This window comes from Cohaesibacter celericrescens, assembly GCF_002866925.1.
GTDB classification, from domain to species: domain Bacteria; phylum Pseudomonadota; class Alphaproteobacteria; order Rhizobiales; family Cohaesibacteraceae; genus Cohaesibacter; species Cohaesibacter celericrescens.
Genome location: NZ_PKUQ01000010.1, coordinates 12,539 through 35,952, shown reverse-complemented (window position 1 = coordinate 35,952; position 23,414 = coordinate 12,539). Strand labels below are relative to the sequence as shown.

20 protein-coding genes are annotated in these 23,414 nt (G+C 48.9%); 3 read left to right on the top strand and 17 right to left on the bottom strand.

The annotated features are described in order from the left end of the window. Window positions 1–111 precede the first annotated feature (111 nt). Together C0081_RS05725 and C0081_RS05720 are read left to right on the top strand one after the other, a co-directional pair. Window positions 112–2,094 carry a polysaccharide biosynthesis protein gene (locus C0081_RS05725; protein WP_101532860.1) on the top strand — a complete coding sequence of 661 codons (1,983 nt, stop codon included), beginning with the start codon at window positions 112–114 and terminating at the stop codon, window positions 2,092–2,094. Window positions 2,095–2,290: 196 nt separating this feature from the next. Beyond that, entirely contained in the window at window positions 2,291–3,532 is a 1,242-nt protein-coding gene (locus tag C0081_RS05720) for an O-antigen ligase family protein (protein WP_101532859.1), read from the top strand. Window positions 3,533–3,625: 93 nt separating this feature from the next. On the opposite strand, the gene asnB is transcribed toward C0081_RS05720, so the two are convergent. From asnB to neuB, 12 genes are all read right to left on the bottom strand, one after another. Beyond that, window positions 3,626–5,434, bottom strand: a complete 1,809-nt coding sequence (gene asnB / locus C0081_RS05715; protein WP_101532858.1) for an asparagine synthase (glutamine-hydrolyzing) — start codon at window positions 5,432–5,434, stop codon at window positions 3,626–3,628. Between the two features lie 77 nt (window positions 5,435–5,511). After that, window positions 5,512–6,066 (bottom strand): sugar transferase, encoded by a 555-nt coding sequence (locus C0081_RS05710; RefSeq protein WP_101532857.1) that lies wholly within the window; start codon window positions 6,064–6,066, stop codon window positions 5,512–5,514. A 57-nt stretch (window positions 6,067–6,123) separates the two neighbouring features. Further along, window positions 6,124–7,593, bottom strand: coding sequence for a DegT/DnrJ/EryC1/StrS family aminotransferase (locus C0081_RS05705; protein ID WP_101532856.1), 1,470 nt, complete (start codon window positions 7,591–7,593; stop codon window positions 6,124–6,126). 85 nt (window positions 7,594–7,678) lie between these two features. Continuing rightward, window positions 7,679–8,473, bottom strand: coding sequence for a formyltransferase family protein (locus tag C0081_RS05700; RefSeq protein ID WP_101532855.1), 795 nt, complete (start codon window positions 8,471–8,473; stop codon window positions 7,679–7,681). Then, the gene (locus C0081_RS05695; RefSeq protein ID WP_101532854.1) at window positions 8,470–9,417 is read right to left on the bottom strand and encodes a polysaccharide deacetylase family protein; all 948 of its coding nucleotides are present in this window, start codon (window positions 9,415–9,417) and stop codon (window positions 8,470–8,472) included. Before C0081_RS05695 ends, C0081_RS05700 begins: the two co-directional genes overlap by 4 nt. A gap of 304 nt (window positions 9,418–9,721) precedes the next feature. Continuing rightward, complete coding sequence (hisH, locus tag C0081_RS05690) at window positions 9,722–10,375, bottom strand: imidazole glycerol phosphate synthase subunit HisH (protein ID WP_101532853.1); 654 nt, start codon at window positions 10,373–10,375, stop codon at window positions 9,722–9,724. Between the two features lie 11 nt (window positions 10,376–10,386). Next, the gene (gene hisF, locus C0081_RS05685; protein ID WP_101532852.1) at window positions 10,387–11,142 is read right to left on the bottom strand and encodes an imidazole glycerol phosphate synthase subunit HisF; all 756 of its coding nucleotides are present in this window, start codon (window positions 11,140–11,142) and stop codon (window positions 10,387–10,389) included. Window positions 11,143–11,154: 12 nt separating this feature from the next. After that, the gene (locus C0081_RS05680; protein ID WP_101532851.1) at window positions 11,155–12,483 is read right to left on the bottom strand and encodes an N-acetyl sugar amidotransferase; all 1,329 of its coding nucleotides are present in this window, start codon (window positions 12,481–12,483) and stop codon (window positions 11,155–11,157) included. A 198-nt stretch (window positions 12,484–12,681) separates the two neighbouring features. Continuing rightward, complete coding sequence (locus C0081_RS05675) at window positions 12,682–13,938, bottom strand: glycosyltransferase family protein (RefSeq protein ID WP_101532850.1); 1,257 nt, start codon at window positions 13,936–13,938, stop codon at window positions 12,682–12,684. Between the two features lie 93 nt (window positions 13,939–14,031). Further along, a complete protein-coding gene (locus C0081_RS05670; RefSeq protein WP_101532849.1) occupies window positions 14,032–14,697 on the bottom strand; it encodes an acetyltransferase in 666 nt (221 codons plus the stop codon). A 64-nt stretch (window positions 14,698–14,761) separates the two neighbouring features. After that, window positions 14,762–15,892, bottom strand: a complete 1,131-nt coding sequence (neuC, locus tag C0081_RS05665) for a UDP-N-acetylglucosamine 2-epimerase (protein ID WP_101532916.1) — start codon at window positions 15,890–15,892, stop codon at window positions 14,762–14,764. Between the two features lie 103 nt (window positions 15,893–15,995). Then, the gene (neuB, locus tag C0081_RS05660; protein ID WP_101532848.1) at window positions 15,996–17,027 is read right to left on the bottom strand and encodes an N-acetylneuraminate synthase; all 1,032 of its coding nucleotides are present in this window, start codon (window positions 17,025–17,027) and stop codon (window positions 15,996–15,998) included. A 115-nt stretch (window positions 17,028–17,142) separates the two neighbouring features. Between neuB and C0081_RS05655 the strand changes: the two genes are divergently transcribed. Then, window positions 17,143–17,865, top strand: coding sequence for an acylneuraminate cytidylyltransferase family protein (locus tag C0081_RS05655; protein ID WP_101532847.1), 723 nt, complete (start codon window positions 17,143–17,145; stop codon window positions 17,863–17,865). A 102-nt stretch (window positions 17,866–17,967) separates the two neighbouring features. Here C0081_RS05655 and C0081_RS05650 read toward each other — a convergent pair whose 3' ends face one another. Genes C0081_RS05650 through nosZ form a run of 5 tightly spaced genes read right to left on the bottom strand, consistent with a single transcriptional unit; the run spans window position 17,968 to window position 23,402 of the window. Then, window positions 17,968–18,513, bottom strand: coding sequence for a nitrous oxide reductase accessory protein NosL (locus C0081_RS05650; RefSeq protein WP_101532846.1), 546 nt, complete (start codon window positions 18,511–18,513; stop codon window positions 17,968–17,970). Next, entirely contained in the window at window positions 18,510–19,328 is an 819-nt protein-coding gene (locus C0081_RS05645; RefSeq protein ID WP_101532845.1) for an ABC transporter permease, read from the bottom strand. The genes C0081_RS05650 and C0081_RS05645 overlap by 4 nt, the downstream gene beginning before the upstream one ends. Further along, window positions 19,328–20,227: an ABC transporter ATP-binding protein gene (locus C0081_RS05640; RefSeq protein ID WP_101532844.1), complete on the bottom strand. Its 900-nt coding sequence runs from the start codon at window positions 20,225–20,227 to the stop codon at window positions 19,328–19,330. Before C0081_RS05640 ends, C0081_RS05645 begins: the two co-directional genes overlap by 1 nt. Beyond that, complete coding sequence (locus C0081_RS05635) at window positions 20,227–21,486, bottom strand: nitrous oxide reductase family maturation protein NosD (RefSeq protein WP_101532843.1); 1,260 nt, start codon at window positions 21,484–21,486, stop codon at window positions 20,227–20,229. The genes C0081_RS05640 and C0081_RS05635 overlap by 1 nt, the downstream gene beginning before the upstream one ends. Window positions 21,487–21,497: 11 nt before the next feature. After that, on the bottom strand, window positions 21,498–23,402 hold the full coding sequence (gene nosZ / locus C0081_RS05630) for a TAT-dependent nitrous-oxide reductase (RefSeq protein WP_101532842.1): 1,905 nt from the start codon (window positions 23,400–23,402) through the stop codon (window positions 21,498–21,500). Between the last annotated feature and the right edge of the window lie 12 nt (window positions 23,403–23,414).

The window sequence follows — 23,414 nt, the reverse complement described above, 5'->3', positions numbered from 1 at the left end:
GCAACTATCTTTATAATCAAAGCTATATTGGCTTCTTCTTCGAGCTATACAATATATCGGACCAGCGATATAAAGCGGACATCTAAATTATAATTTGAAGGCCGAGAATAAATGTTTTCTTCGTTACACGAGAAACAGAAAGACTTGCTGCAAGTCCGCCGAAGCATCAAGCGCAAGGTTATGATGGGGCTCGATGCTTTGTTTCTACCAATCTGCTTGTGGGCTTCCTACGTCTTACGTTTGTCAGACTGGTGGCCGGAAAGCTATATCGTCCCGAATTGGTGGATTTTCCCTCTGGTGTCGGTCGTCGGTGTTGCCATTTTCTCTGTGAACCGGGTCTATCGCACGATCCTGCGTTTTGCCGGGGCGCAGACGGTGACACAATTGTTTCGGTCCGTCTTCTTCCTTGCCCTTTTTGTGATGGCACTCGATTTCTTCAAATCGGGACAGTATATTCCACGTTCAATTCCTATCATATTTGCGCTGGTGACGCTGTGTTATGCAGGGCTTAGCCGTTTCATTTATCGCCATTATTACCACTGGATTTTGAAAAATATTCTGCCTCATGAGACGATTGCCATTTACGGTGCTGGTGGTGCCGGTGTGCAGCTTGCTGTCGCCCTTGCGGATAGCCGGGAATACAAGACGGTTGCCTTTATTGATGATGATCCAAATTTGCATAATTCTATCATTCAAGGCATTCGGGTCTACCCCTCCAGCGCATTGCCAGATTTACAGGATCGGTTTGATTTAAAACGCGTTCTTCTCGCTATCCCGTCAGCTTCTCCTGCGGAAAAACGGCAGGTTTTGGAGCGCTTGAGTAAGGGAGATATCAATGTTTTGACGGTTCCATCGATGATGGAAATTGTTACCGGAGCCGCGACCGTTGATGTCTTGCGTGAGGTCGAAATCGACGACTTGCTTGGGCGTGAGACCGTACCTCCGCGTGAAGATTTACTGCAGAATAGCATTAAGGAAAAGTCGGTTTTGGTCACTGGGGCAGGGGGCTCCATCGGCTCTGAACTGTGCCGCCAGATTCTGAACATTGGACCTGATCGTCTTGTTCTTTATGAAAATTGCGAGTTTAATCTCTATCAGATTGAGCAAGAGCTTTCCCAGATTATCAAGAAGCGGAATCTATCCATCACTATTGTTCCGATCATGGGGTCTGTTTGTGATTTCGATCGTCTCAATAGGGTGGTCTCTCATTTTGACATTCAAGTTTTTTACCATGCCGCCGCTTACAAACATGTGCCTCTGGTCGAACAGAATGTGTTTGTCGGAATTGAAAACAATATCAAGGGCACTTTAAATGCTTGTGAGGCAGCGTTTCAGAACAACATTGAGCGCTTCATACTCATCTCAACGGATAAAGCCGTACGGCCAACCAATGTGATGGGGGCCACCAAGCGCGTTGCAGAATTGATTGTGCAGGCCAAAGCTGCAAATCCAGATACAAAAACCATTTTCTCTATGGTGCGTTTTGGCAATGTTCTGGGGTCATCAGGGTCCGTCGTTCCGCTTTTTCGGCGCCAAATTGCAGAAGGCGGTCCGGTTACTGTCACACATCGCGATGTCACCCGCTATTTTATGACTATTCCAGAAGCAGCCTTGCTTGTAATTCAGGCTGGATCATTAGCCAAAGGTGGTGACGTATTTGTGCTGGATATGGGGCAAGAAGTTAGAATTCAGGACATGGCGCGGGAAATGATCCATTTGTCTGGTTTGGACGTCCGAGATGAAAACAATCCTGATGGAGATATTGAAATCCAATATACAGGTCTGCGACCCGGAGAAAAAGTCCGCGAGGAATTGCTGATTGGTGATTGTGTTACAAGAACACGGCATCCTTTGATAATGCGCGCAATGGAAGAAGAGATGTCACAAGAAGCTCTTGATATTCACCTGGACGCATTGAAAAGCGCCAGCGAAGCCAATGATATTGCGCGCGCTCGATCGGTCTTGGCGACCGTCGCAAAGGGCTATAAACCGGATGAGGCAATCGTCGACTGCCTTTCTGCAGCGAATGTGCGCTTGGTTGAAAGTCCAACTTCGAAATTGACTGACGGTATAGTTCGCCAAAGCAAGATCTAACTCCATTGGTGAGGAGTTTGATCTATAATTTTCTGACGGGGCGCCTCCTGCTGAGTTGCAATACTTCTTCTTGTAAACAAAGGCTGCAAAATATAAGCTCCGGGCAAATCATAAAGTGACCCCGCGCTTGGCTGTTCGTGACTGAAAAATCTGCCATAGTTCAATCAAACAAAAATTCTTCACATAGGAAACTGTAATGCAATTTGGCAGAATGCTTGGCACTGAGCTGTCTCCTTCATTGAGAAACCAAATCGCTATATTCTATTGGTTCATCGGTCCATTCGTCGCTTTGTTAGGCAGTGCTGGGTCAGATATTTGGTTAAGCATCGGGGCCATCTTCCTGCTTGTCTCATCCATCGCAACGCGTGATTGGCAATGGTTGCGACATCCTTGGATGATTGCAGCGCTTGTCTTTTGGCTGTGGCTTGTTTTTACAGCGGCAATCTCTGATTGGCCCGGCAATGGATTTGAGGATGCTTTGCCTTGGATCCGCTTCCCACTGTTTGCGATGATCTGCCTGCTGTCTCTGCAGTCAGATGAGAAGCTGCAAGAGAAGCTTATTTGGGCGATGTGCCTTGGCCTTGTTATTGTTTCTGCGATGCTGATTGTTGAGCGTATCGGACAGCCCGATGCCGATAAATTGTTTGGACCATGGCAACAAAATAGAAAAGCAGGATGGTATGTCGTGGGTATGGGACTGCCTGTTTGTTTATGGTTTATGGCGAAGGCTGCGGAAAAAACCATACCTGTTTGGGTGGCGGTTTTATTGTTGGCACTGTTGGTCGGTACATCAGTCAATTCTGGTGAGATCTATATGACTTTGTTGCTGCTTTTGGGGCTCGGGGTATTCACGCTGCTTGCGCGATTGGGTCTGCCTTATATTGTTGCCTGTTCTGTTGTGAGTGCCGTTTTGGTTGGGGTCTTGGCCGTTGCCGTACCCGCAACGGCTGAAGCCTTTATCTCTAATTTACAGAATAATTTGCCGTGGTATCCGTCCAGTGCCTATCACGTCCCATGGATGGAGGGGTTGGGTGTTGCCAAACTCAACCTTCTTGTTGGTGTCGGCGCCGAAAATTTCGAGAATTTTTGTACGAGCAAAGCAATGCTGGTGGTCAGCAGTGCGCCTGAATGCAACAGCCATCCGCACCAGATCTATATTCAAACGGCGGCTGAGTCCGGGCTGATCGGGCTCGGTCTGTTTGTTGTTATGGTTATCTTGTTGTTCAAGGCTGTCTTTGCCTCTGAGACGATCCTGAAGCTTTCCATGAAAACAGCCATTGCTGTTACGTTGTTGGTGACTGTTTTCTGGCCGATTTCCTCCTATTCGGAAGCCTTTGGGCAGCATCGGAATTTTTTCACCTGGTACACCATTGGATTGGCGTTGGCTTTTGCAAAAAGCGCATCTCTGAAAAATTCGCGACTCAAGGATAGGGTGTGATACCTGCCCCTCCAGCTTCAATAGAGGGGAGGAGGGCCCAATCCGTGGGGCCAACTGTCTTTGTTTTTCGGGAGCCGCGCATAGAGCATGCGCTCATGACGGTGAGAAATCGTGTATCTCGCGATCTACAAAGATCCGGTACCAGAGTTCGATGGCTATTAGCGAGCGGATTTGGCGAGTATAATTATGCTCATTGCGAACATGGCTATCGAGCATTTTGCGAACAAAATCCATATTGAACAGTCCGCGGGCTTCCAGACGGCCATCCAGCAGCACATCATTGCAATAAGACTGTAACGTTTCGCGAAACCACTCTCCGATTGGCACCGTAAACATTCTCTTCTTACGGTACGTTAATTCCGTTCCCAGCAAATCATGGACGGCGTGCTTATAAATAGCCTTGGTCTGATTGCCTTCCAACTTCATCCAGCCAGGAACCCGCATAGAAAATTCCGCCATTCTATAATCCAAGAAGGGAGAGCGTACTTCCAGTGAATTGGCCATACTCATGCGATCGGATTTGACGAGATTGTTGCCTGGTAATAAAACTTCTGTCTCGGCTATCAGAACCCGATTGATCGGATCTTGATGGTCGGCTTTTTGAATGCTTTGGCTCAATTCCTTATAGGGATCAATATCACAGAAAGCCTGAGCGAGATCTCCTCGCAGCAACTGAGAAGCCTCGTCTCCCAGCAGAAGGCCCGTTTGCCTGCAAAAGTCATTTTCCCAACCCGTGGCAAGATGATCGGTTTGACCATTGGGGAAGAAATCGAGATATTTTTCATATCCGGCAAATAGCTCATCGCCACCGTCACCGGTCAGGACCATTTTTACATCGCGCACGGCGAGCTGGGCGACCAAATCGGTAGGCATGAAGGAAACATCACCATGCGGTTGGTCACTATACCAAACCACACGTGGCCAGTTTTTTGTAACATCCTGCTCAACACATTTCGAAATATGCTCAGTAGCAAACCGATTGGAGGCCAGTTCGGCATAATAGGTTTCATCAAAGCGGGGGTCAGAAAAGCCGATGCTGAAAGTTTTAATTGGCTTGTCGGTGTGGCGGGTCATTAATCCGACCACAGAGCTGGAATCCAGCCCGCCAGATAAAAAGGCTCCATAAGCCGCGTCGGAGCGCATGCGCAAACGCGTTGCATCATCGAGCAATGAGAATAGCTCTGTCTTGGCATCCTCAACCGTCATGGCGGTATCTTGCTTTGTATCGGATAGCGCCCAATAGGGTTCCATCTCGATGCCTTCTTTTGAGACCGTGACGATATGGGCGGGAGGCAGATGGGTGATCCCCTGAAACGCGGTATGCGGTTGCGGGATGTAGTTCAGGGCAAAAAACTGCGCTAATGCTTGAAGATTGGGCGGATAATGGAGGCCATTGGCCAAAATGGACTTGATCTCGGACCCAAACCAGAGGGCTCCGCTCTCGCGGGACCCCGCCAGAAAAAATGGTTTCACTCCCAGTCTGTCCCGATACAAATGGAGCTTCTTGCTCCGATGATCTGCAATGGCAATTGCGAACATGCCATTCAGGCGGGAGACAAATTTAGGTCCCCATTCTTCATAGGCGCGCAAAAGGACTTCTGTATCTCCAAGAGAATGGAAAATATGCCCCAAGGCTTTTAATTCATCGCGCAACTCAATGTAGTTGTAGATTTCTCCATTCTGGACCACAACGATTTTGCGATCCTGTGAATAGAGAGGTTGATCACTTGCATGTGTCAAATCCAGAATTGACAGGCGCCGGTTGCCAACCACCATGGCGCCGGTCTGGTCATATCCATCTGCGTCTGGACCACGATGCCGAATGGAATTTGACATTGCAGCAAGAATGCCCTGGTCGACAGGTCGATCATCAAATGAATAACGCCCAAAAATTCCACACATATTCTACTTCCCGTTGGGACCTCTGGCGGTCCCAGTTCACCAATTCAGATTTATCAGGCATCTACCACAGAAAGCGGTTAGATGCCTCCTTTGGCAATCACCTGTTTGATTGTGAGCAGGATAACCCATAAATCAAAGCGTAAACTGGACTGATCGACATAGTCCAAATCGAGCTGCAAGCGCTCTTCAATAGTGGCAGTTGATCGTTTTGTGGCCTGCGCCAAGCCCGTAATGCCGGGCTGTACTGAGCATCTTTTGAGATACTGGGGTTCGGTATACAAGGCCCGTTGGGCTGGCACATCTGGCCGAGGCCCTACCAAGCTCATTTCACCTTTCAGAACATTGAACAATTGCGGCAACTCATCCAAACTCGTTTTTCTAAGCAGCCGCCCGATTGCCGTGATTCTGGGGTCTTTGTCGGCCGTAGAAAATCCGCCAAGGTCGGCTGCGTTGACCACCATTGAACGGAACTTATAGATTTCAAACAATCTACCGTTCAGGCCAACGCGGGTCTGGCTAAACAGTGCCGGTCCCTTGTCTGTGAGTTTGATGGCCAAACAGACCAGCAACAATATGGGGCTGGTTAAAAGCAACAGCATGGCCGATACTACAATATCGAATGCTCTTTTCATGACCCCCTTGCCTTCCCCTGTCTCGTCGGGATTTATCCCGAAATCTGCGCACATTGGCTAGGCCAAAATGCTTCGAATTGCCCTGATGACGTACATCTGCATTGTATCTGTCATACTGGAACCCGAGGGCAAACAAATCGCTTGCTCAAACAAGTCATCACAATAGCTGGTATTGGCGGCCGTAAAATATTCTGCGTCAGCAAAAAGGGGTTGGCTGTGCATTGGTTTCCAAGCGCGTCTTGCTTCCATACCCAAATCGGACAGTTTTTGGATGAAATCCTGCGCCTTGATATCCGTATGCGCTGGATCCAGCCGACAGACCGTCAACCAACGGTTGGAGTAGTCACCCTCCAACTCGGGCATCCAGTGTAAGGCTTTGATATCCTTTAGCTCAGACATATAGCGATCAAACAGCTCTCGGCGCCGCTGTGCACGCTGATTTAACACCTTCAGCTGCCCACGGCCTATCCCTGCCAGAATGTTGCTCATACGGTAATTATAGCCAATTTCACTATGCAGGTAATAGGGCGCGTCATCCTTTGCCTGGGTTGCAAGGAAACGGGCTCTGTCGATCAGGGCTTTGTCGTCAGACACCAGCATGCCACCACCGGATGTGGTAATAATCTTGTTGCCGTTGAACGAGAAGACGCCCATTTTACCGATGGTGCCTGTGTGTTTGCCTTGATGGTAGGAGCCCATGGATTCTGCAGCATCCTCAACCACCGGAATGTCATAGGCATTTGCCAGTTCCATGATCGGACCCATACGTGCACTTTGGCCATATAAATGCACCACGATGATGGCCTTGGGTAGAGCTCCCCGCTCTTTGCAAGCCTTGATGGCTCGTTCCAATGCAATGGGACACATATTCCAGGTGTCGGTTTCAGAGTCGACAAAAACCGGCGTTGCACCTTGATAGAGGATCGGGTTGCAGCTGGCGACAAAGGTGAAGCTGGAGCATAAAACGAAATCCCCATGGCTTACATCGAGTAGTCTCAGGGCGAGATGGATCGCGGCTGTCCCCGAGGTGACGGCAAGCGCATGGTCGCATCCCACATACTCTGCGACTTCGGCCTCAAAGGCATCAATATTGGGTCCGACAGGGGCAACCCAGTTGGTATCCAGTGCTTCGTGAATATACTGCCTCTCCAATTCTCCCAAATGGGGAACGGAGAGCAAAATTCGCGGCTGGATATCCTTGCGTAAATGCAACGCAACAGGCTTGTGATCGGCATCCATAACCGGAATATGATCCAGTTCGCGCTCATCCATCAGGGTCAACACATCCACTTCACTTGTGTGTTCAGGTACCCAAACAGATTCCCGTTGTCCCAGAGCCGTGATCGGCTCTTCAAGTGACCCTCCGTTCAACAGAAAACGGCGCACATCCCCATCGGTAACGGTGCGCAAAAAGCGGCCGTCAGGCTGTGTGATCAACAAGATTCCCCGTCCTGTTGCATCCAGCTGCTTTAAAGCCTCATTGAGGCTCTGTTCTGCGTTAATGGAAATAGCGTAAATATCGTTCATTGTGATTTATAGCCTGAGATTGCTTTGGAGACATAAGGGTTGTCAGGGGAATTGATTAAAATATCTCTCAAAATCAAGCGAGGTATTAATACCAATAGGGGTGTAGCAGACTTGGGTATTCGGCCTCTGCGAATGTCGCTCCTAAATCTGTAGCGGATAAATTCCGCTCTAAAAACTGTCCGGCGACCCTGTCGTCAAAGTCTTTGTTTCTGGTATAGCGCACTTCTTGTGTTTTATCCTGTTTATGGGACCCCATTTCATGGATCTTACCACTGGCGATGCGATCGACGAGAGACTCATGTGCCGCTTTTACAGATTTCATCGTGAATTCAAATGGTTCTTCACCATCGAAACGTGGAATTGCATGATAGAGCATTTCACCGCTATCCAGACCCTTTGAAAGCATATGAATAGTCGACCCCACATAGTGAGGATTGTTGTCATACAATGCCCAGAAATTACAAGAAGACCCGCGATAATAAGGGGAAATTCCCATATGGATGTTGATTGCTTTTTTTGCAACGAGCTCATCAATGAGCCATCCCCGAATATAACTTGCGCCAAAGACAACAAATAAATCGGACTGCATTGCTTGCTCAAGAACTTTTGGGGGTAGTCGGCTTAAATCGCCGGTCTTGATCGACAAAGAGCGGACGTTACGCGGAAGAAAGCTTATGTCGCCAAAATAATTGTTTTCCGCAGATATCACATTCCGGAAATATTGCTGCATGATATCGGAGCGCTTAAAGAAATCATCAACCTCACCTGGAAAGACAGTGTTGCATTCTTGGATGGCAAAAACTTCATCAGAAATGCTCGCTAGATTGTTGATCAGCGAAATATGACGAGGCTGGTTGCTTGTGAAAACGGTGATTTTCATTTCCTCATCTCCTTAAAAGCCAGAATATGATCCTGCCGTGGAATTTCAAGATTTGATTTGATTTTTACTTCACTAAGGCTTGAGCGGAAGCCGATTTGTACACCCATCTCTGTGAGCAAATCCAGTGTCTGAGGGGAATAGTTCCCACACGGGTGTGACATGCAATCAATCTGTTTGCCAATAACGCCTTCCAAATGCTCCTTATTAGCGTGGTATTCTTTTCTCTGATCTGGAAGCGGTAGGTTGCTCATAACCGTTGGGTGGTTATAGGAATGCAGGCCAATACTATGCCCTTTGTCTGACAGGTCTTTGACTTGCTTTTCTGTCATCCAAAGCCGGCTGGATGCACCTTTTAAGTCATAATCGCTTTCCTTTAACAACGACCACATAAGATCATTGTAAGTCTGTTGCCCTAGAACTCGATCCCGTAGATATCGGAACCATCGATCTGACTCGGTATAAAATGGGAATTCCTTCAGATAATTCAGCTTCAAATACTCTTCATGCCGATCTGAATAACTCTCACTTAGATGGTTTTTTGCCTGCTTGAAGTAAGAGGCATAGAATTCTTCTATATCAGCAAATTGGGTCGACCGAAAATCCCGAAAAATCTCCAATACATTGAGGTCTCCGAGCAGAGGGGATGTGTAAACAAAGAAATATGCATCAATGTTTCGTGCTTCCAAAATCGGAGCCGCAATATCGTACTGACACAGCAGGCCATCATCGAAGGAAAGGCAAATGTCTTTGCTTTTCAGATTTTGATTGAGCAGCTTCTTCTGAAATTCTCGCGCACCGATCAAATTAAACTGCGATGAGAGCCACTCTAGAAGATCTGCAAAATCTTGAGAGGAAATTGCGCCTTGCCCCTTGGCATGCTGGTCACCATAAAAATGGTGGAACATCACAGAATGAGGGTGATCAAAGAACTGGTAGAGTTGCATGGCAATTTCAATTCAGAAAAATGGAAAAGAAGGATCGATATGGTATTGTAGAAATTGTATTTTAAAAAGGGTCTCGAGGTACAGGATACGCTGACATTAAAGCATCATCGCAATCATTCTGTTGGATGTTTTCCAACGATGATGGTGTCGTCGTACTATTTGAGTTCAGCGAGTGCATCTTAATATTATTTTTGAATGGTGCGGTACTAAATCCACCGTTCCAATGGTGCAATTGTTATCTTGTACACCCAAGCACTCGTGGTGCTTCAAAGAAACTGCTTTGCTGCCCGATGCTATGTTGCTCCTAAATCTGGGTGAAGCGGTTTAACAATTCCAAGCCCGCCTTGCCGCTTCTTTCAGGATGAAACTGAAGGCCCGTGATATTGTTTTTCTTTATTGCTGCGGTTAAAGCATGTCCACCATAAGTGGCTTCTGCCAGCAGGTTGTCCTTATGTACAGGACGTGCAGAATAGGAATGCACGAAATAATAGGCTGGGTTGTGATCGTTTCTTTGGGGGAGGACGCACTGGTTCCAGATATCCTCTGGCGCAGACTTAGGTTTATGCAATTGTGCCCAGCTGATGTGAGGCACAAGCAGACGTGCCCCGTCCGTGGTTTTGGAATCGATCCTGTCCACGATGCCTTCAATCAAGCCCAGCCCCTGATGGGTTCCCATTTCCGTGGAGTGCTGCATTAAAACTTGCATGCCGATGCAAATTCCTAAGAAAGGTCGCTCGGTTTCGACAAAAGCCCGGATGGCATCATCTATTCCTTTGTCCTTTAGCGCAGACATGGCGCGCGAAAAAGCTCCCACGCCGGGTAAGACGATACGATCTGCGGATTTTATTACGTTAAGATCGCCTGATAAAACCGCATCAACATTCACTTCTTTCAGTGCATTGCAAACAGAAAAAACATTCCCGATGCCATAATCAATGACAACAACTTGTTTGGTCATGACAATCCTTTTCAAACAGCACGTACGTTGATGTCTGCTTTTCTTAATTCATTTCGAAGATCGGGAAATGTGAGCGCATCCGTGTGCAATGCCTTAGCAAGTCCAATCGCACTTGCTCCATGTCGGACACCTTCAATTACATCACTGGCCTGACCGACGCCACCAGTCGCTATTACCGGAATGTCTACTTCGCGGGATACAGCGTCTATTAACGCCAAGTCCATCCCTTTCGAGGTTCCATCCTTGTCAATCGACGAAAGCAATAATTCTCCAGCGCCAAGCCGTGCGGCATCAACAGCCCACTTGATGACGTCTAAACCGGTATTGTTCCGTCCATTGTCCGTCATTGCTTCCCAGCCGCCCTGAGGTTGGCTCTTTGCTTCAATAGAAAGCACGGTGGCCTGCGACCCATATGTATCTGAAATTTCGCGTAAAAGTTCAGGTCTTTGGGTTGCTGCCGTGTTGATCGCTACTTTGTCTGCACCCACATCCAACAGTTCTTTGACGCTGTCCAGGGTGCGGATACCTCCGCCGACGGTAATTGGCACAAAGCTTTCGGATGCCACTTCGCGGACGATGTCTTTTAGATTGTTGCGCTCATAAAGTGAGGCAACGACATCCATATAAAGAAGTTCATCGGCACCTTGCGCATAGTATAACTTAGCCCGTTCCGCAGGGTTGCCCATTTTGCGCCACCCTTCCATCTGAACGCCTTTAATCAGATGGGACAGCTTTACATCCAACCGCGCAATCAATCTGATGTTCATGCCACATCCTTATTAAACATTGTTTGCGACACGATGGCGTAGCTTCCATCCTTCATTTCCAAAACTCCAGAGATGAGGAGGACGAAAACGGTTTGACAAAGCCTCGAAATAGTCGCGATCTATGATCGGTGTTTCAAACATCTTCGATGCTTGAGGGTATTCTTCCTCTGGTAAGGACAGATACGCCATCAATTGATCAGAAAACCTCTCTGGATATTCACCATCATACCGATTGCACAGTGCGACACCTTCTTCTCGTTCAATATCACCAGAACGAATTTCTTGCGCAGCATCATGTGTTGCGCGCCCGATGCCAAATTTTATGTGCGTTGTATAATAATGTAGATCGTCAATTCGATCATCAAGCGAATGATATTTGGAATAGGTGCCGGGTGTGCGATGGGGGGAGGCTTCAAAGCCTCCTTTTTCAACGGCGAAGTAATAGGCGGCCTGTGGGTGCCATTTTAAATAATAGCCAAGATAATGCACGTTGATGTCGTTGGCGCGAAGATCGTCGGGGTTGGATGGGCAATAGACCTTGAGGTCCGCGGGGCGCACGCCATAATCATCTTGCAAAGATTGGACGGATGTCCCTCCTAAAAAGATCTCACTATCTGATGAACTTGAAAAATAGGTGTAATTGCGTTGTGCGCTTGTCGTATCAGCAATTGGGTTGCCATACTCAGCTTCGTCTTCCCCATAGAAAACGAGGGGAATTTGCATCTGGATTGCCATTTGGGGGGCATAGGATTTTTGGCCAACTATAAATGGCTGAAAGGGATGGAACAGATTTTCAACGGCCAATCGCGTAATGAGGCGTTTTACACGGCCGTTCGGAGTCATCAAATAATTATCAAACCCCGAGTGGATCCAGCGATCAAAATTCCGCCAACCCCAGTCCGTGTAGATGTGAGGTGCCCACGTAACGGTCAACGGATTCATGCCAAATTCGTATTTCAGCATCCATGATTGATAGAAACTGTCTTTGCCACCGGAGCCTGGAACCAAGCAATCATAAGAGCCATTCCGTGAGCGATATTTGTCACACAGGACTTCCAGCTCACGGCGGCGTTCTTCCCAATCAATGTCTTGATGTTTGCGTTCTGCAACGCGGCAGGCATCGCAAATGCCATCTTTATCAAAGTTGATTGTCTGTTTTTTGCTGGTGGAGGTATGCTTGTGCTCAACAGTTGAATTGGGGCGCTGATTGGAAATCACACACTTCTTACAAAATGTAACCTTCTGCGGCAAACCGTACATCGTTTCCGGTGCCTCTAAGTTTGGCGCATAAAGAGAAAGATCCAAATTATCTTTGCGGGGATCCGAGTGCAAGAAAGCCATAAGCAACCCTATTCATTATATGAACGACGATGTGGTGTCTGTCTCATACCTATACATGCATAGCCATTGCAAGCAATAGCACATCATATTTGCAAAAAAGTGAGGTTTTTACGATCAAGCGCTGTGGCGCGAAGCCTCAGGTTCGGCCTCCAATTGCTGACATTTATAGTCTTTGAACTGTTCAAAAATCAGGCGGCCTTATCGCATGAATGCAAGTATTCTATTTGCAACAGTCTCAGCAGACGAGGCGCTTTCATTGCTGTTTTTCTCGTTGTTGCTTGCCAGTTTTTCACTTAAGGCATTCAAAGTTTTTTCTATTTTTTCGATTGAGAAAACGGCCGTACTAAACCCCAGTTTGCCGAACGGGCTGTCTTGAAGAGAGGAGCACTCAACGCTCAAGACAGGTCTGCCGGCCAACGCAGCTTGAACCGCTACTGTTGATCTTGTTACGACGACCAAGTCAACTGCGTGCATAAGGTTATCGATGTCATCTTTCATGGTACTTTGATGAATAGAGCCATATGTTTTTACATCTTGAGGTTCATTGGGGTGTCTGCGAATGATCAACTCATATTTGTCATCTTTGGTCACAAGGTCAACTAAATGGGCTTCAATCTTACGGGGTAGATCTTCCAGTCCGGGTTCCCCGGTGAAAGGATGGACTGCAGGTTCTGCGCAAGACGCGTAGAGGACAACGATCTTACCATTTTTACCCCACCCTTTCTTTTCGCGTAAGAGACGCCCTGCTTGTATTGTGTCTTCATTTTGCAAACGATCAAAGGCAGGGTTTCCCGTGATAATAATCTCATCTGATGGTCGTCCGCTCTCGGCAACAAATTGCTTTACACCTTCATTCAAGACACATAATTCATTGCCAAAACCCGCTTCTTTTAGCCATGCGACTTCTTGCATGCCGAATAAGTCAAGCATACAGAGCGAATTGATGGTCTTGTTGCCTGCTGCTTTGATTAGGGCTTTTTCGGATCTGGGAGAACTTGTGGTGACGACGACCTTGGGTTGAATGTAGTCGAGAACCTCTTCCATCAAATGTATGGGGTTGAAGGCAAAGCGGCCGTCTTGTTGGTAGATTTCTGCTGCTTTTGCGCTCCCGTTTTGCAAAACCAAATCGCGATAATTGCATCCCAAATAGGCGCTGCTGTGGGCTTTTGACATTGGGCCGCCGTCTGGGAAGCCTGACGCAAGCTCTTGGCCTTTTTCTTTCACTTCTGGTAACTGCGCTTGAGGCAGAGCCATATAGCTGAACCAAGGAAGTCCGCTCGATTGAACCATGCTGACTGCGGTGGTAAAGGCAAAAATACAGACCTTATGGCCCCGTGCCTGCAGTTGTTTGGCCACCGGAATGATCATACGCATATGGCCGCCACCATAAGCGCCTAGCAGAATGTCCACTTCGCCCGCTTTGGGGAATTTTCCTGTTTCAGTGATTAAAGACATTCATCTCATTCCCAAATTCATAAGGCGGGGCCAGACGTGGTTGGTTTCGCGGCAGTGTGACATGATGGATCGGGCAATATTTGCCATCAAATGCTACCTTATAGGCCGAGAGAGCTTCTGGGCGATCTTCGCTGAGTTCACGCCATATGCCAGTGTGAAGGGCGCAACATTGGAGGCGATGACCGCTCCCGCCGCAACAATAGAGCCTTCTCCAACACTCACCCCTGGCAGAAGCGTTGCATTGGCCCCTACCAATGTGCCGTCTCCGACCGAAACATTGCCGCAAATCGTACTGCCGGGGGCTATATGACAAAAGGCACCGATTCTGCAGTCATGATCGACATTGGCATTATGATTGATGATCGTATGCGCGCCAATGCTGCTGGCTGCTGCAATATTGGCCTGAGCCGCGATAAAACAGCCTTCGGCCAGAATGGCTGTGTCGGAGAGACACGCCCTTTCGTGAGTGATGGTGAGGAATTGCATGTGATATTTTGACAAAGAAGAAACGATTGCCCTACGGGCGTCATTGTGACCGATTGCTAGATGTATGGCACCTGTTAGGGGGGGATACTCCCAATATTCAATTGCCAAATCCAGATGGAATCGGCCGCCTGTCTTGTCCTTATCTTGATCAAATATGCGGATATCAGCAATTGAATGCGTCTTGAGAGCGGCTTCCAAAACAACTTTAGCGTGGCCACCGGCTCCAATGATATTGAGCGAAGGGAGGCTATCATTCGTGGTTTGCGCTGTCATATACCCTCACAAAATCGTCTGACTTTTGGATCATTCGTTGGAATGAGCATGCCGATCCGTGCTTTTAATATGCGATAACTTTGTTTAGCAAGTTTGGTGTTAGATCGACACTTTTCAATTTGCTCAAGATGGCCTGTCCCGCAGTGCCATTGCCATAGATGTTTTGGCAAGGGAAGCGCATCCCTTTTAGGTCTTGGAGGGCCTGTTCAAGCCTCTGCTGATCAATGGGCAGATCTGTGACATTGGCATTGCGCTCCCGCAAATTCTGACGGGAGCCAACATTGATAACCGGTATTCCGAAGCAGGCCGATTCAATGATACCGGCGGACGAGTTGCCGATCAAGAGATCGCCATTCTTCAAAAAGCTCAAAAACTCTAGCCGGGGTAAATGTGTTGCAAGCCGCAAGCTACATTTTTCTGTATAGTCTTGCAGTGCCTGGCGCACATATTGGCCGCCGCTATCTGAATTCGGCATTAACGCCAGAATTTGATGATTGCTCGTCTGCAGGGCTTTCAGGATAATTTCAGTTTGTGCTTTTGCCTCATCTGCTTCCTGTAAAACAGGATGAAACAAGAGGATGGCAATAGAGCGCTGGGCGTCGAGATTGTATTTTTCAGCCAGTTGTTGAAGCGATGGTAATTCTATTTCGTCAAGTCCATCGAGACCGGGCGCGCCACTGACAAAAATCGATGTTTCCTGCTCTCCCATTTTGATCAGCCGTTGCTTGCTTTGTTCGGTTGCCGCGAAATGAATATGGGACAATTTGCTTATGGCATGGCGAACCGATTCATCGACTGTTCCGGAACGTTCTCCGCCATGAATGTGTGCGACAGGTATATTGAGGTGGATGGCAGCCAGAGCTCCTGCTAACATCTCGCCTCGATCGCCAAGCAATAAAACAATGTCAGGGCGGTTGGTTGACAAATGGGCTGTGAAGCCGCGCAGCATGGTACCAATATGGAGTGCCATGGCTTCGCCGGACGTGGTCATTTTTTCCAGCTTGATGCGCGCCTCTATCGGCAGTTGCGCCTCTTCGATCTCGTTCACAGTCATTCCGCATGCTGGATCAAGGTGCATGCCGGTTACAACAATACCCAATTCCAGATTTGGGTCGTTATTGAGCAGATGAAGGGTGGACTTCATTAAACCAAAATCTGCACGTGTTCCTGTTATGTAACAAATTTTCCGAGGCAAGAGACTTTCCAATCGGCTTGTTTCAATGCGGTAGCGGCACTGCGGCTGAGCTTAACAGTTGGTCACTCTGCGCGCGATGCACATATTGTATTGCTAGAATGCTCTACGTTATATCTTTCCAATCGAGCAAAGCACCCGATTGCAGAGCGCTTTTTGTTTTTCTCCCCACGATCTCTTCACGGCGAGCTGGAGAAATTCCCGTCCCGGGACGGAGCATAATCAAGTCACTTTGGGATAAAACGGTTCCTTGCGGTATGTCTCTGGCAACCGCAATGCTTTTGCGCGCCACATCCCGAACAGGCAATTCACTTTCGCTGGGTTTTTTCTCGCCAGTGCCAAGAGCTTGTTCAATGATGCGAATATCTCTGATCATGGTAGAAAGCTCACCTTGATCCAGAGAAGCCTTGTGATCTGGCCCCTCCATGGCTTTGTCCAGAGTGTAATGTTTTTCAATTACACTGGCTCCCAAGGCAACCGCTGCGGGCGAGACCACAATGCCCTGGCTGTGATCGGAATATCCTGTTGGACAGCCGGTCTTTTGCGCGATGGTTGTCATGGCGGTGAGATTGAGATCCTGAGGGTGGGCGGGATAATTTGAAGTGCAATGGAGAATGGTCAGAAATTCTTTATCGGTTGTTTTAAAATCGATGTCTTTCCATGCCCTCCGGATACAGGCCACAGCTTGTTCAATTTCATCCAAGTCAGACATGCCTGTAGACAAAATAATCGGCATCATCTTGCGCGCGCAATGGGCAATAAATGGCAGATTTGTAATTTCACCTGAGGGGATTTTAATGCGCTTGATGCCGATGGAAACCAAAAAATCCAGAGACTCCTCATCAAAGGCCGTGGACATGAACTCGATAGCAAGTGCGTCACATCGTGCCTTCAAACGACCAAACTCATCTCTGGTGAGTTCCAGCTTTTTTAGCATGGAAAGCTGATCGCCATCTCCGGTGGTCTCTTGCTGATATTCGGCTTTTTGCGCGCCTACTGCGGCCAATTTTTCTGCACTAAATGTCTGAAATTTTACGGCGTCGGCCCCGCATTGAGCGGCAATTTCAATCAGCCTGAGTGCCAATCCGACATCACCATTATGATTGACACCGGCTTCAGCAATGATGAACGTTGGCATTCCAGAACTCCTGCATTTGCTATTGCTTTACATCCAATTGCAGGTCATGCAATTGAGTAGCTTCAAGCATTATAATCTAATAGTCTGTGGCATATCGTAATTCGGAAGCATTGAAATGAAAATTCTGGCTATTATTCCGGCAAGATCAGGATCCAAACGGATCGTCAACAAGAATATCAAGCTGTTCTCTGATGATGCCCTTATTTGTTGGTCTTTACGCTTTGCTCAAGCGATTTCGGATTTTTCGAATATTATTGTCTCGACGGATAGTGACACAATTGCTTCGGTGGCGAAAACGGAAGGTGTCGATGTGCCTTGGTTGAGACCGGCGACCCTCAGCGGTGATACCGCGACATCTATTGATGTTGTTTTGCATGCTCTTGAGGTCGAGGAGAAAGAGGGGCGTCACTATGACTATGTTGCTCTGCTGCAGCCGACGTCTCCTATACGGCATAAAAGCCGTTGGATTAAGGCCCTTGCGATGATTGAGCAAAGCCATCTGGATGCTGTGATAGGCGTTTCTCCGGCGCGGCATCATCCCTATCATTGCTTTACGCAGAATAGCGACTTGCGTTTATCCCCCTTTATCGACACAGACGTGCGGAAAATGCGCACTCAGGATCTGCCGCCGGCTTTTGCCGTCGCGGGCAATCTGTATCTAAGTCGGGTGCAATCTGTAAAAGATCACTATACATTTTTTCCTGAAAAGACAGGCGGCGTCATCTGCTCTCATCCACTGGAGATGATTGATCTGGACACGGCACATGACTGGACTGTCGGGGAAGCCTTGGCCAAGCACTATGGCGTTGGTTGTGGCAATAGCACCTTTGAGTTGTGATTTTTCTGTTTGATACCCGTATCTCAGGAGGTTGTTGATCCCTGATGTAGCCCTGCGATGGCTACAGCTGCATTTTGGATGATCATGGCTCACGGTTGGTGGTTAGTCGTCCATTGTACGGATTTTTTGAGATGACTGTGTGATGTCGATGGGGGACAAGACGGATTCGGCGGAGATATCAGTGAACGCAAGCACGTTTCCACCTCGTGCGTGCGCGAACTGGTCGGCTTTGTCTCTTGAAGAGAATGGCACAAATTCGGGAGCACCCATGCCGCCAACGGCATCGGAGCCAACCACGTAAAAGGCGCTGTCAGCTTTGATCCAGTTGTCGACCCCCGGTTCCTGCCAGCTTTTGGCAGCACCCATGTCATTGACATAGAGCACCTGAATCTCAGATGTGCGTTCTGCTGACTTCATCCGCGCGAGGCCGTCGCGCACCTGCGAGAACCAGAGAGGGTGCAAATAGGCTGCCATGAACATCTGTGCTTTGGGGCCGGGATGGTCCAGAATTATCATCTGACAATAGTGTCCGGCGGCGTCTTCGGTCAGAGCAATGGGTTCTGGAACAGAGGTAACTTGTGTTTCTTCACCGCAGCCAACAAGCAGAATAAGGAAAAAGGCCAGTAAGAGAGCGTGAAACTGTTTCATGGTTCTGCCTTTTCAAACACCAGACAGGATAAGGCAAGCGCGATTAGGGGCCAAAGCGTCAAGGAGAGGAGCTGTCCGGTGAAGCCGACCACTGAACCTGCGGCGGATACACCCGAGCCTAGAATATTGGCGGTGATATCCGGCGTATTGATCAAACGGAAGGCGTCGGCCGGATTGGCAACTAGCATCCAGGGAAAAACGCTTTTGGCGAAGACCCCTGATCCATTGGCCACCAGCGCGCCCAACAGTCCCAGATCATACAGCACTACGCAGACCAGCCAGATGGCGATGGCGATGCCGGATGCTGCTCCTGTTTGGCGCACCAGAATAGAAACAGCATATCCCAGCCCCAAAAAGCTTGCTCCTAAAGCGAGAGACGTTAAAAGCAAACGTACTAGGGGCAGGATTTCCAGATGTTGAGACCCGTGTTGCACAATCACAAGCGTGGCGGTGAGACCAAGGCCAATACCAATGGCAATCGCCAGAACGCAGATATGAGCCAAGAACTTTCCAATGAGGATTTCGACCCGTGATAAAGGATAAGACAAACTGAGGGTGAGTGTGCCTCGTTCCATTTCGCCCGAGATGGCATCAAAGGAAAGCAAAAGGCCAATCAGCGGCACGAGATAAACTGATAAAGTCGTGATGGAGGTGAGGGCGACCGTAAGCGGGCTAACGCCCAACATGCCCGTTGGCGCATCCCCTGCCATGGTAAGCACCGCATCGAAGAGCACCATAAGAAGAATGGCAATCGCCACCCAAAGATTGCGGCGCGCGATGAGCAACTCCAGTCGTGCAATTGCAAGAATATACATTAGATCTGCTCCCCGTTGGAACCGCTGAAATGCCGGTAGAGTTCTTCAAGGCTTGCCGGTGTTACATCGAGATCTTTGACTGCGGATCCCAAGGCGGTGATCGTAGACAGAAGGGCTACCTTTTCCGGCGGTTGGCACAACAGTTCAAGCGACTGGCCATTGACCCGTTGCCCCCCCAGTTTTGCTGCCATACCTTCGATGGTGTCGGGCGTTGCGGTGACAGTCACTCTAATCGGCAATTGAGCGGATTGGCGCAGGTGAGACAGGCTGTCGTTGGCGACCATCTTTCCCTTGCTTAAAATGGCAACGCGGTCTGTGCGTAATTCTAGCTCGGTCAGGGCGTGTGAAGACAACAGCACCGCTGCGCCGTTGTTGGCTAGTTCATCGACAATGTCATAAAACTCATGCCTTGATACCGGATCAAGACCGCTGGTTGGTTCATCAAGTACCGCGAGTTTGGGGCGCCCTAGCATCACTTGTGCCAGTCCGATGCGCTGGCGCATGCCTTTGGAATAGGTCCTGATTTTGCGGTCGGCAGCGTCTGCCAAACCGACACGCTCAAGAAGAGTGTCGGCTTCGGATTTTGATGTCGATTTGAGACGAGCAAAATGATGCAGTTGTTCGCGACCAGTCAATGCCCCATGAAACGCCACACTTTCGGGTAGAAAGCCAGTTTGTTTGCGGGCGGAGCGGGTGCCTGGAGCGCCCCCCAGAACCCTGATGGCTCCATCTGAAACGGAGGTAAGGCCCAAAATCATGCGAATGATGGTTGTCTTGCCTGCGCCATTGTGGCCAAGCAGAGCCACACGTTCACCCGCAGCAACGTCAAAACTAACGTCCGATACGGTTTCAAGCGCTTTGTAGCGTTTGAAGACATTTTCAATCTCAAGAGCTGGCATCAGAATTCCTCCCATGAAGGGGGCTGGGGCAGAAGAGGGTGCATCATTGGTGCTTGGTCGATGACGCCGCCTGGCAAAAGTGCCGGAAAAGCAGATTGTGACCAGCGGATCAGTTGGATCGCAGGAGATCCAAGTAAAAACTTGGCTGCAGGTTGTGTCCAGAGCACGTGGTCCATGATGTCATTGGGACGATAGGCTGTGTCAGCGATGCCGTTGCCATCAAGATCATAGGCGGCGTGATCTGACCAATAATTGCCATGCCCATCGACGCTCCAGTCGATCCAGCGCGTACCAACATATTTGACCTGGGTACGGTTGCCGACAAAGGCATTTGAGATAAAGTCATTGCGCTCTGATCCCGCAGTGAAATGAATGCCGATGCCACAGCCGGAGAACAGGTTTCCCTTGAAGCTGTTCCGGTGGGCATTATAGATGAAAACACATTTGTCTCCGACCTGCTCAATGTGATTGTTGAGGACCAGAGTCCGGTTGGTATAATTCATCATGATGCCATGGTTGCGGTCACCCTTTGAATAATTGCCTTCAATCCGCACATCATCGGAATACATGATCGCATAACCCAGATGATTGCCGAGCGAGATATTGCCCGATACCACGCTGTTGTTGGCATACATATAATGCACGGCAAAACGTAGATCTCGGAATCGGTTGTTGGAGAATTCATTGTTTTTGGAGGTGTTGACGAAGATGCCGTCACGCCCCCAACGGAAATCGTTCTTGATGACTTTTGCACCCGGTGCATTCCACATATAAACGCCATTGCCGCGGTCGTTCATACGGTGGTCTTGTCGCCCTTGAATTATATTTCTGGTGACAAGGGCATTCTTGGAACCACGCACATCGACGCCAACAAGATTGCCTAGAATTTTATTGTCGGACACCACTGCGTTTTCGGCCTTTTTGCCAAGAAAAACGCCAGCGTCCCGACCGTTCCCTTTGGAGCCGGATCCGGTGATCGTCAAGCCGCGAACCGTCACATTTGGCACTGTAACCGAGATGACGGACCCTATTTCATTGCCGACAATTGCGGCTTTCCCACCACCATCAAGGATGATTGCCTTGTTGATGACAATCGGCCCTTTATATGAGCCGGGCTGAAGGCGGATAATGTCACCCGCCTTCGCGTTATTGAGCGCTTGAGTCAATGCTCCGCTTTGTTCAGAGACGACGATCTCCACTGCGCCGACCATCGTGGTTGGTGCCAGCATAAGGAGAATGAAAATCAAGCGAAGCAACATGCAAATGCCCTTTAAGCAGGTTCAACCAGCATACGGCCACGCATTTCCATGTGGAGTGCGTGACAGAACCATTGGCAATAGAACCAATGCACACCGGGACGGTCTGCGGTGAAGGTTGCCGAGGCCGTTGCCTGTGGTCCAACCTCAAAAGCAATGCCGTGGTTGCCCAAGGTGAACCCATGAGTCAGATCATCCACATCGTCGATATTGGTGATATAGATGGTGACTTCATCACCCTGTTTAACGGTGAACTTCTCAAGCGAGAAAGTCGGTGCGGACGAGTACATATAGACCCGCACTTTGTTGCCATCGCGAATGACCTCGTCATGGCCGTCTTCGAGCTCAACGCCATCGGCTTCTGCCTGCTTGCGGGCATCTTCCCACATAGGATCATCGCGACTCCAGACATTGACTGGATTCACCTTGGAACGATGAACGATAATACAGTCATGTGGCTCGGCAAAGGTTGGGCTGTCATGCACTACAACCGGCGTGTCACCGGTGATGTCGATCAGCTGTTCATTCTCCGGTTTTAGTGGCCCGACATTAAGGAAGCGGTCTTTGGAGAATTTATTTAGAGAGATCAGCCATTTGCCATCCGCTTCATTGGTTTCACCCATCGAAGTGTGGTTGTGGCCGGGTTGATATTGTACATCGACTTTTGACAGGATTGGATCGACTTCTTCACCAGCATAGAGCCGAACAGCTTTGTCGATATTCCATTTCACGACCTGACTGTCGAGGAACAGGGTGGTGAAGGCATTGCCCTGACCATCGAAGGCTGTGTGGAGAGGGCCAAGACCCAGTTCAGGTTCGCCAACAATGCAAGAGCGAGGGTCTGCGCCTTGGAAGACGGCTTCGACTTTATCCAATTCGATAATCGAAACGGTTGGCGACAGCTTGCCATTGACCATCACATATTTGCCGTCTGGTGCGGTGTTTACCCCATGCGGGCTGTTCGGAATAGGAATATAAGCGGTCAATTTGGAGCCCTTGCGGCCATCCAGAACTTTCACCCCGTTGTATTCTTTGTAGTCGCCAGCCTCGACTGCGGCTTCAATGCGCTTGATATCAAAGATAACAGCATGATCCATTTCGGCTTCGGTCATTTCAGCCAGAGTGACGCCGCCTTCGGAGTTGTAGCTGGAGGAAATGGCATAACGGCCCTGATAATCCGCGTCGACATTGTCGAGGTTGCCGTCAACAATCACCTGCCATGCGACTTGCATGGTATCGCCATCAATGGCGGTGAAGATTGCGACATAGTCTTCAGGGCTATCGAGTATGCTGCCATCATTGACCAGAGGCACACGATGCTCTCCGTTGGCAAAGACATATCCTGTGCGCGGGTATTTCTGGGGTCGCAAGCCATGAATATCAGAGGCGTTGGGGATCTCGATGATCTTGTCACATTTCATCACGTCACAGCGTACACGAGCCACACGGGTGTTGGCTTTGTCGTTCATGAACAAATAACGACCATCATAGGTGCCATCGGTGAAGGACATATGCGGGTGATGAAGGTCACCATTGTCATAAGTTTCCATGCCGCGTTTTGCCAAAAACTCTTTGGTTTCTGGCATCAGGCCTTCGGTGAGGATTTTTTTGGATTCATTTGTGCTGCCCCAACCGGTCGCAGAACAACGGTTGAATACAGGGATACGCATCAGTTCGCGCATGGACGGCAATCCAAGAATGCGCATTTCGCCGCACTGTCCTGAAGACCAGAAGCCGTAATATTCATCAAGTTCACCGGGATGCAAGGCGGTTTTATTTTCCGCAGCGACAGCCGGATTCGATTTCATCATCGCAGCACCGCCAACGGCCAAAGACCCGGCTATCGCGACACCCGCGGTTGTTCCACCAAGCAGACCTCGGCGGGAAATGCCTTCTTTTTGTTTGTCATCGGTAGTCATGTGACCACTCCT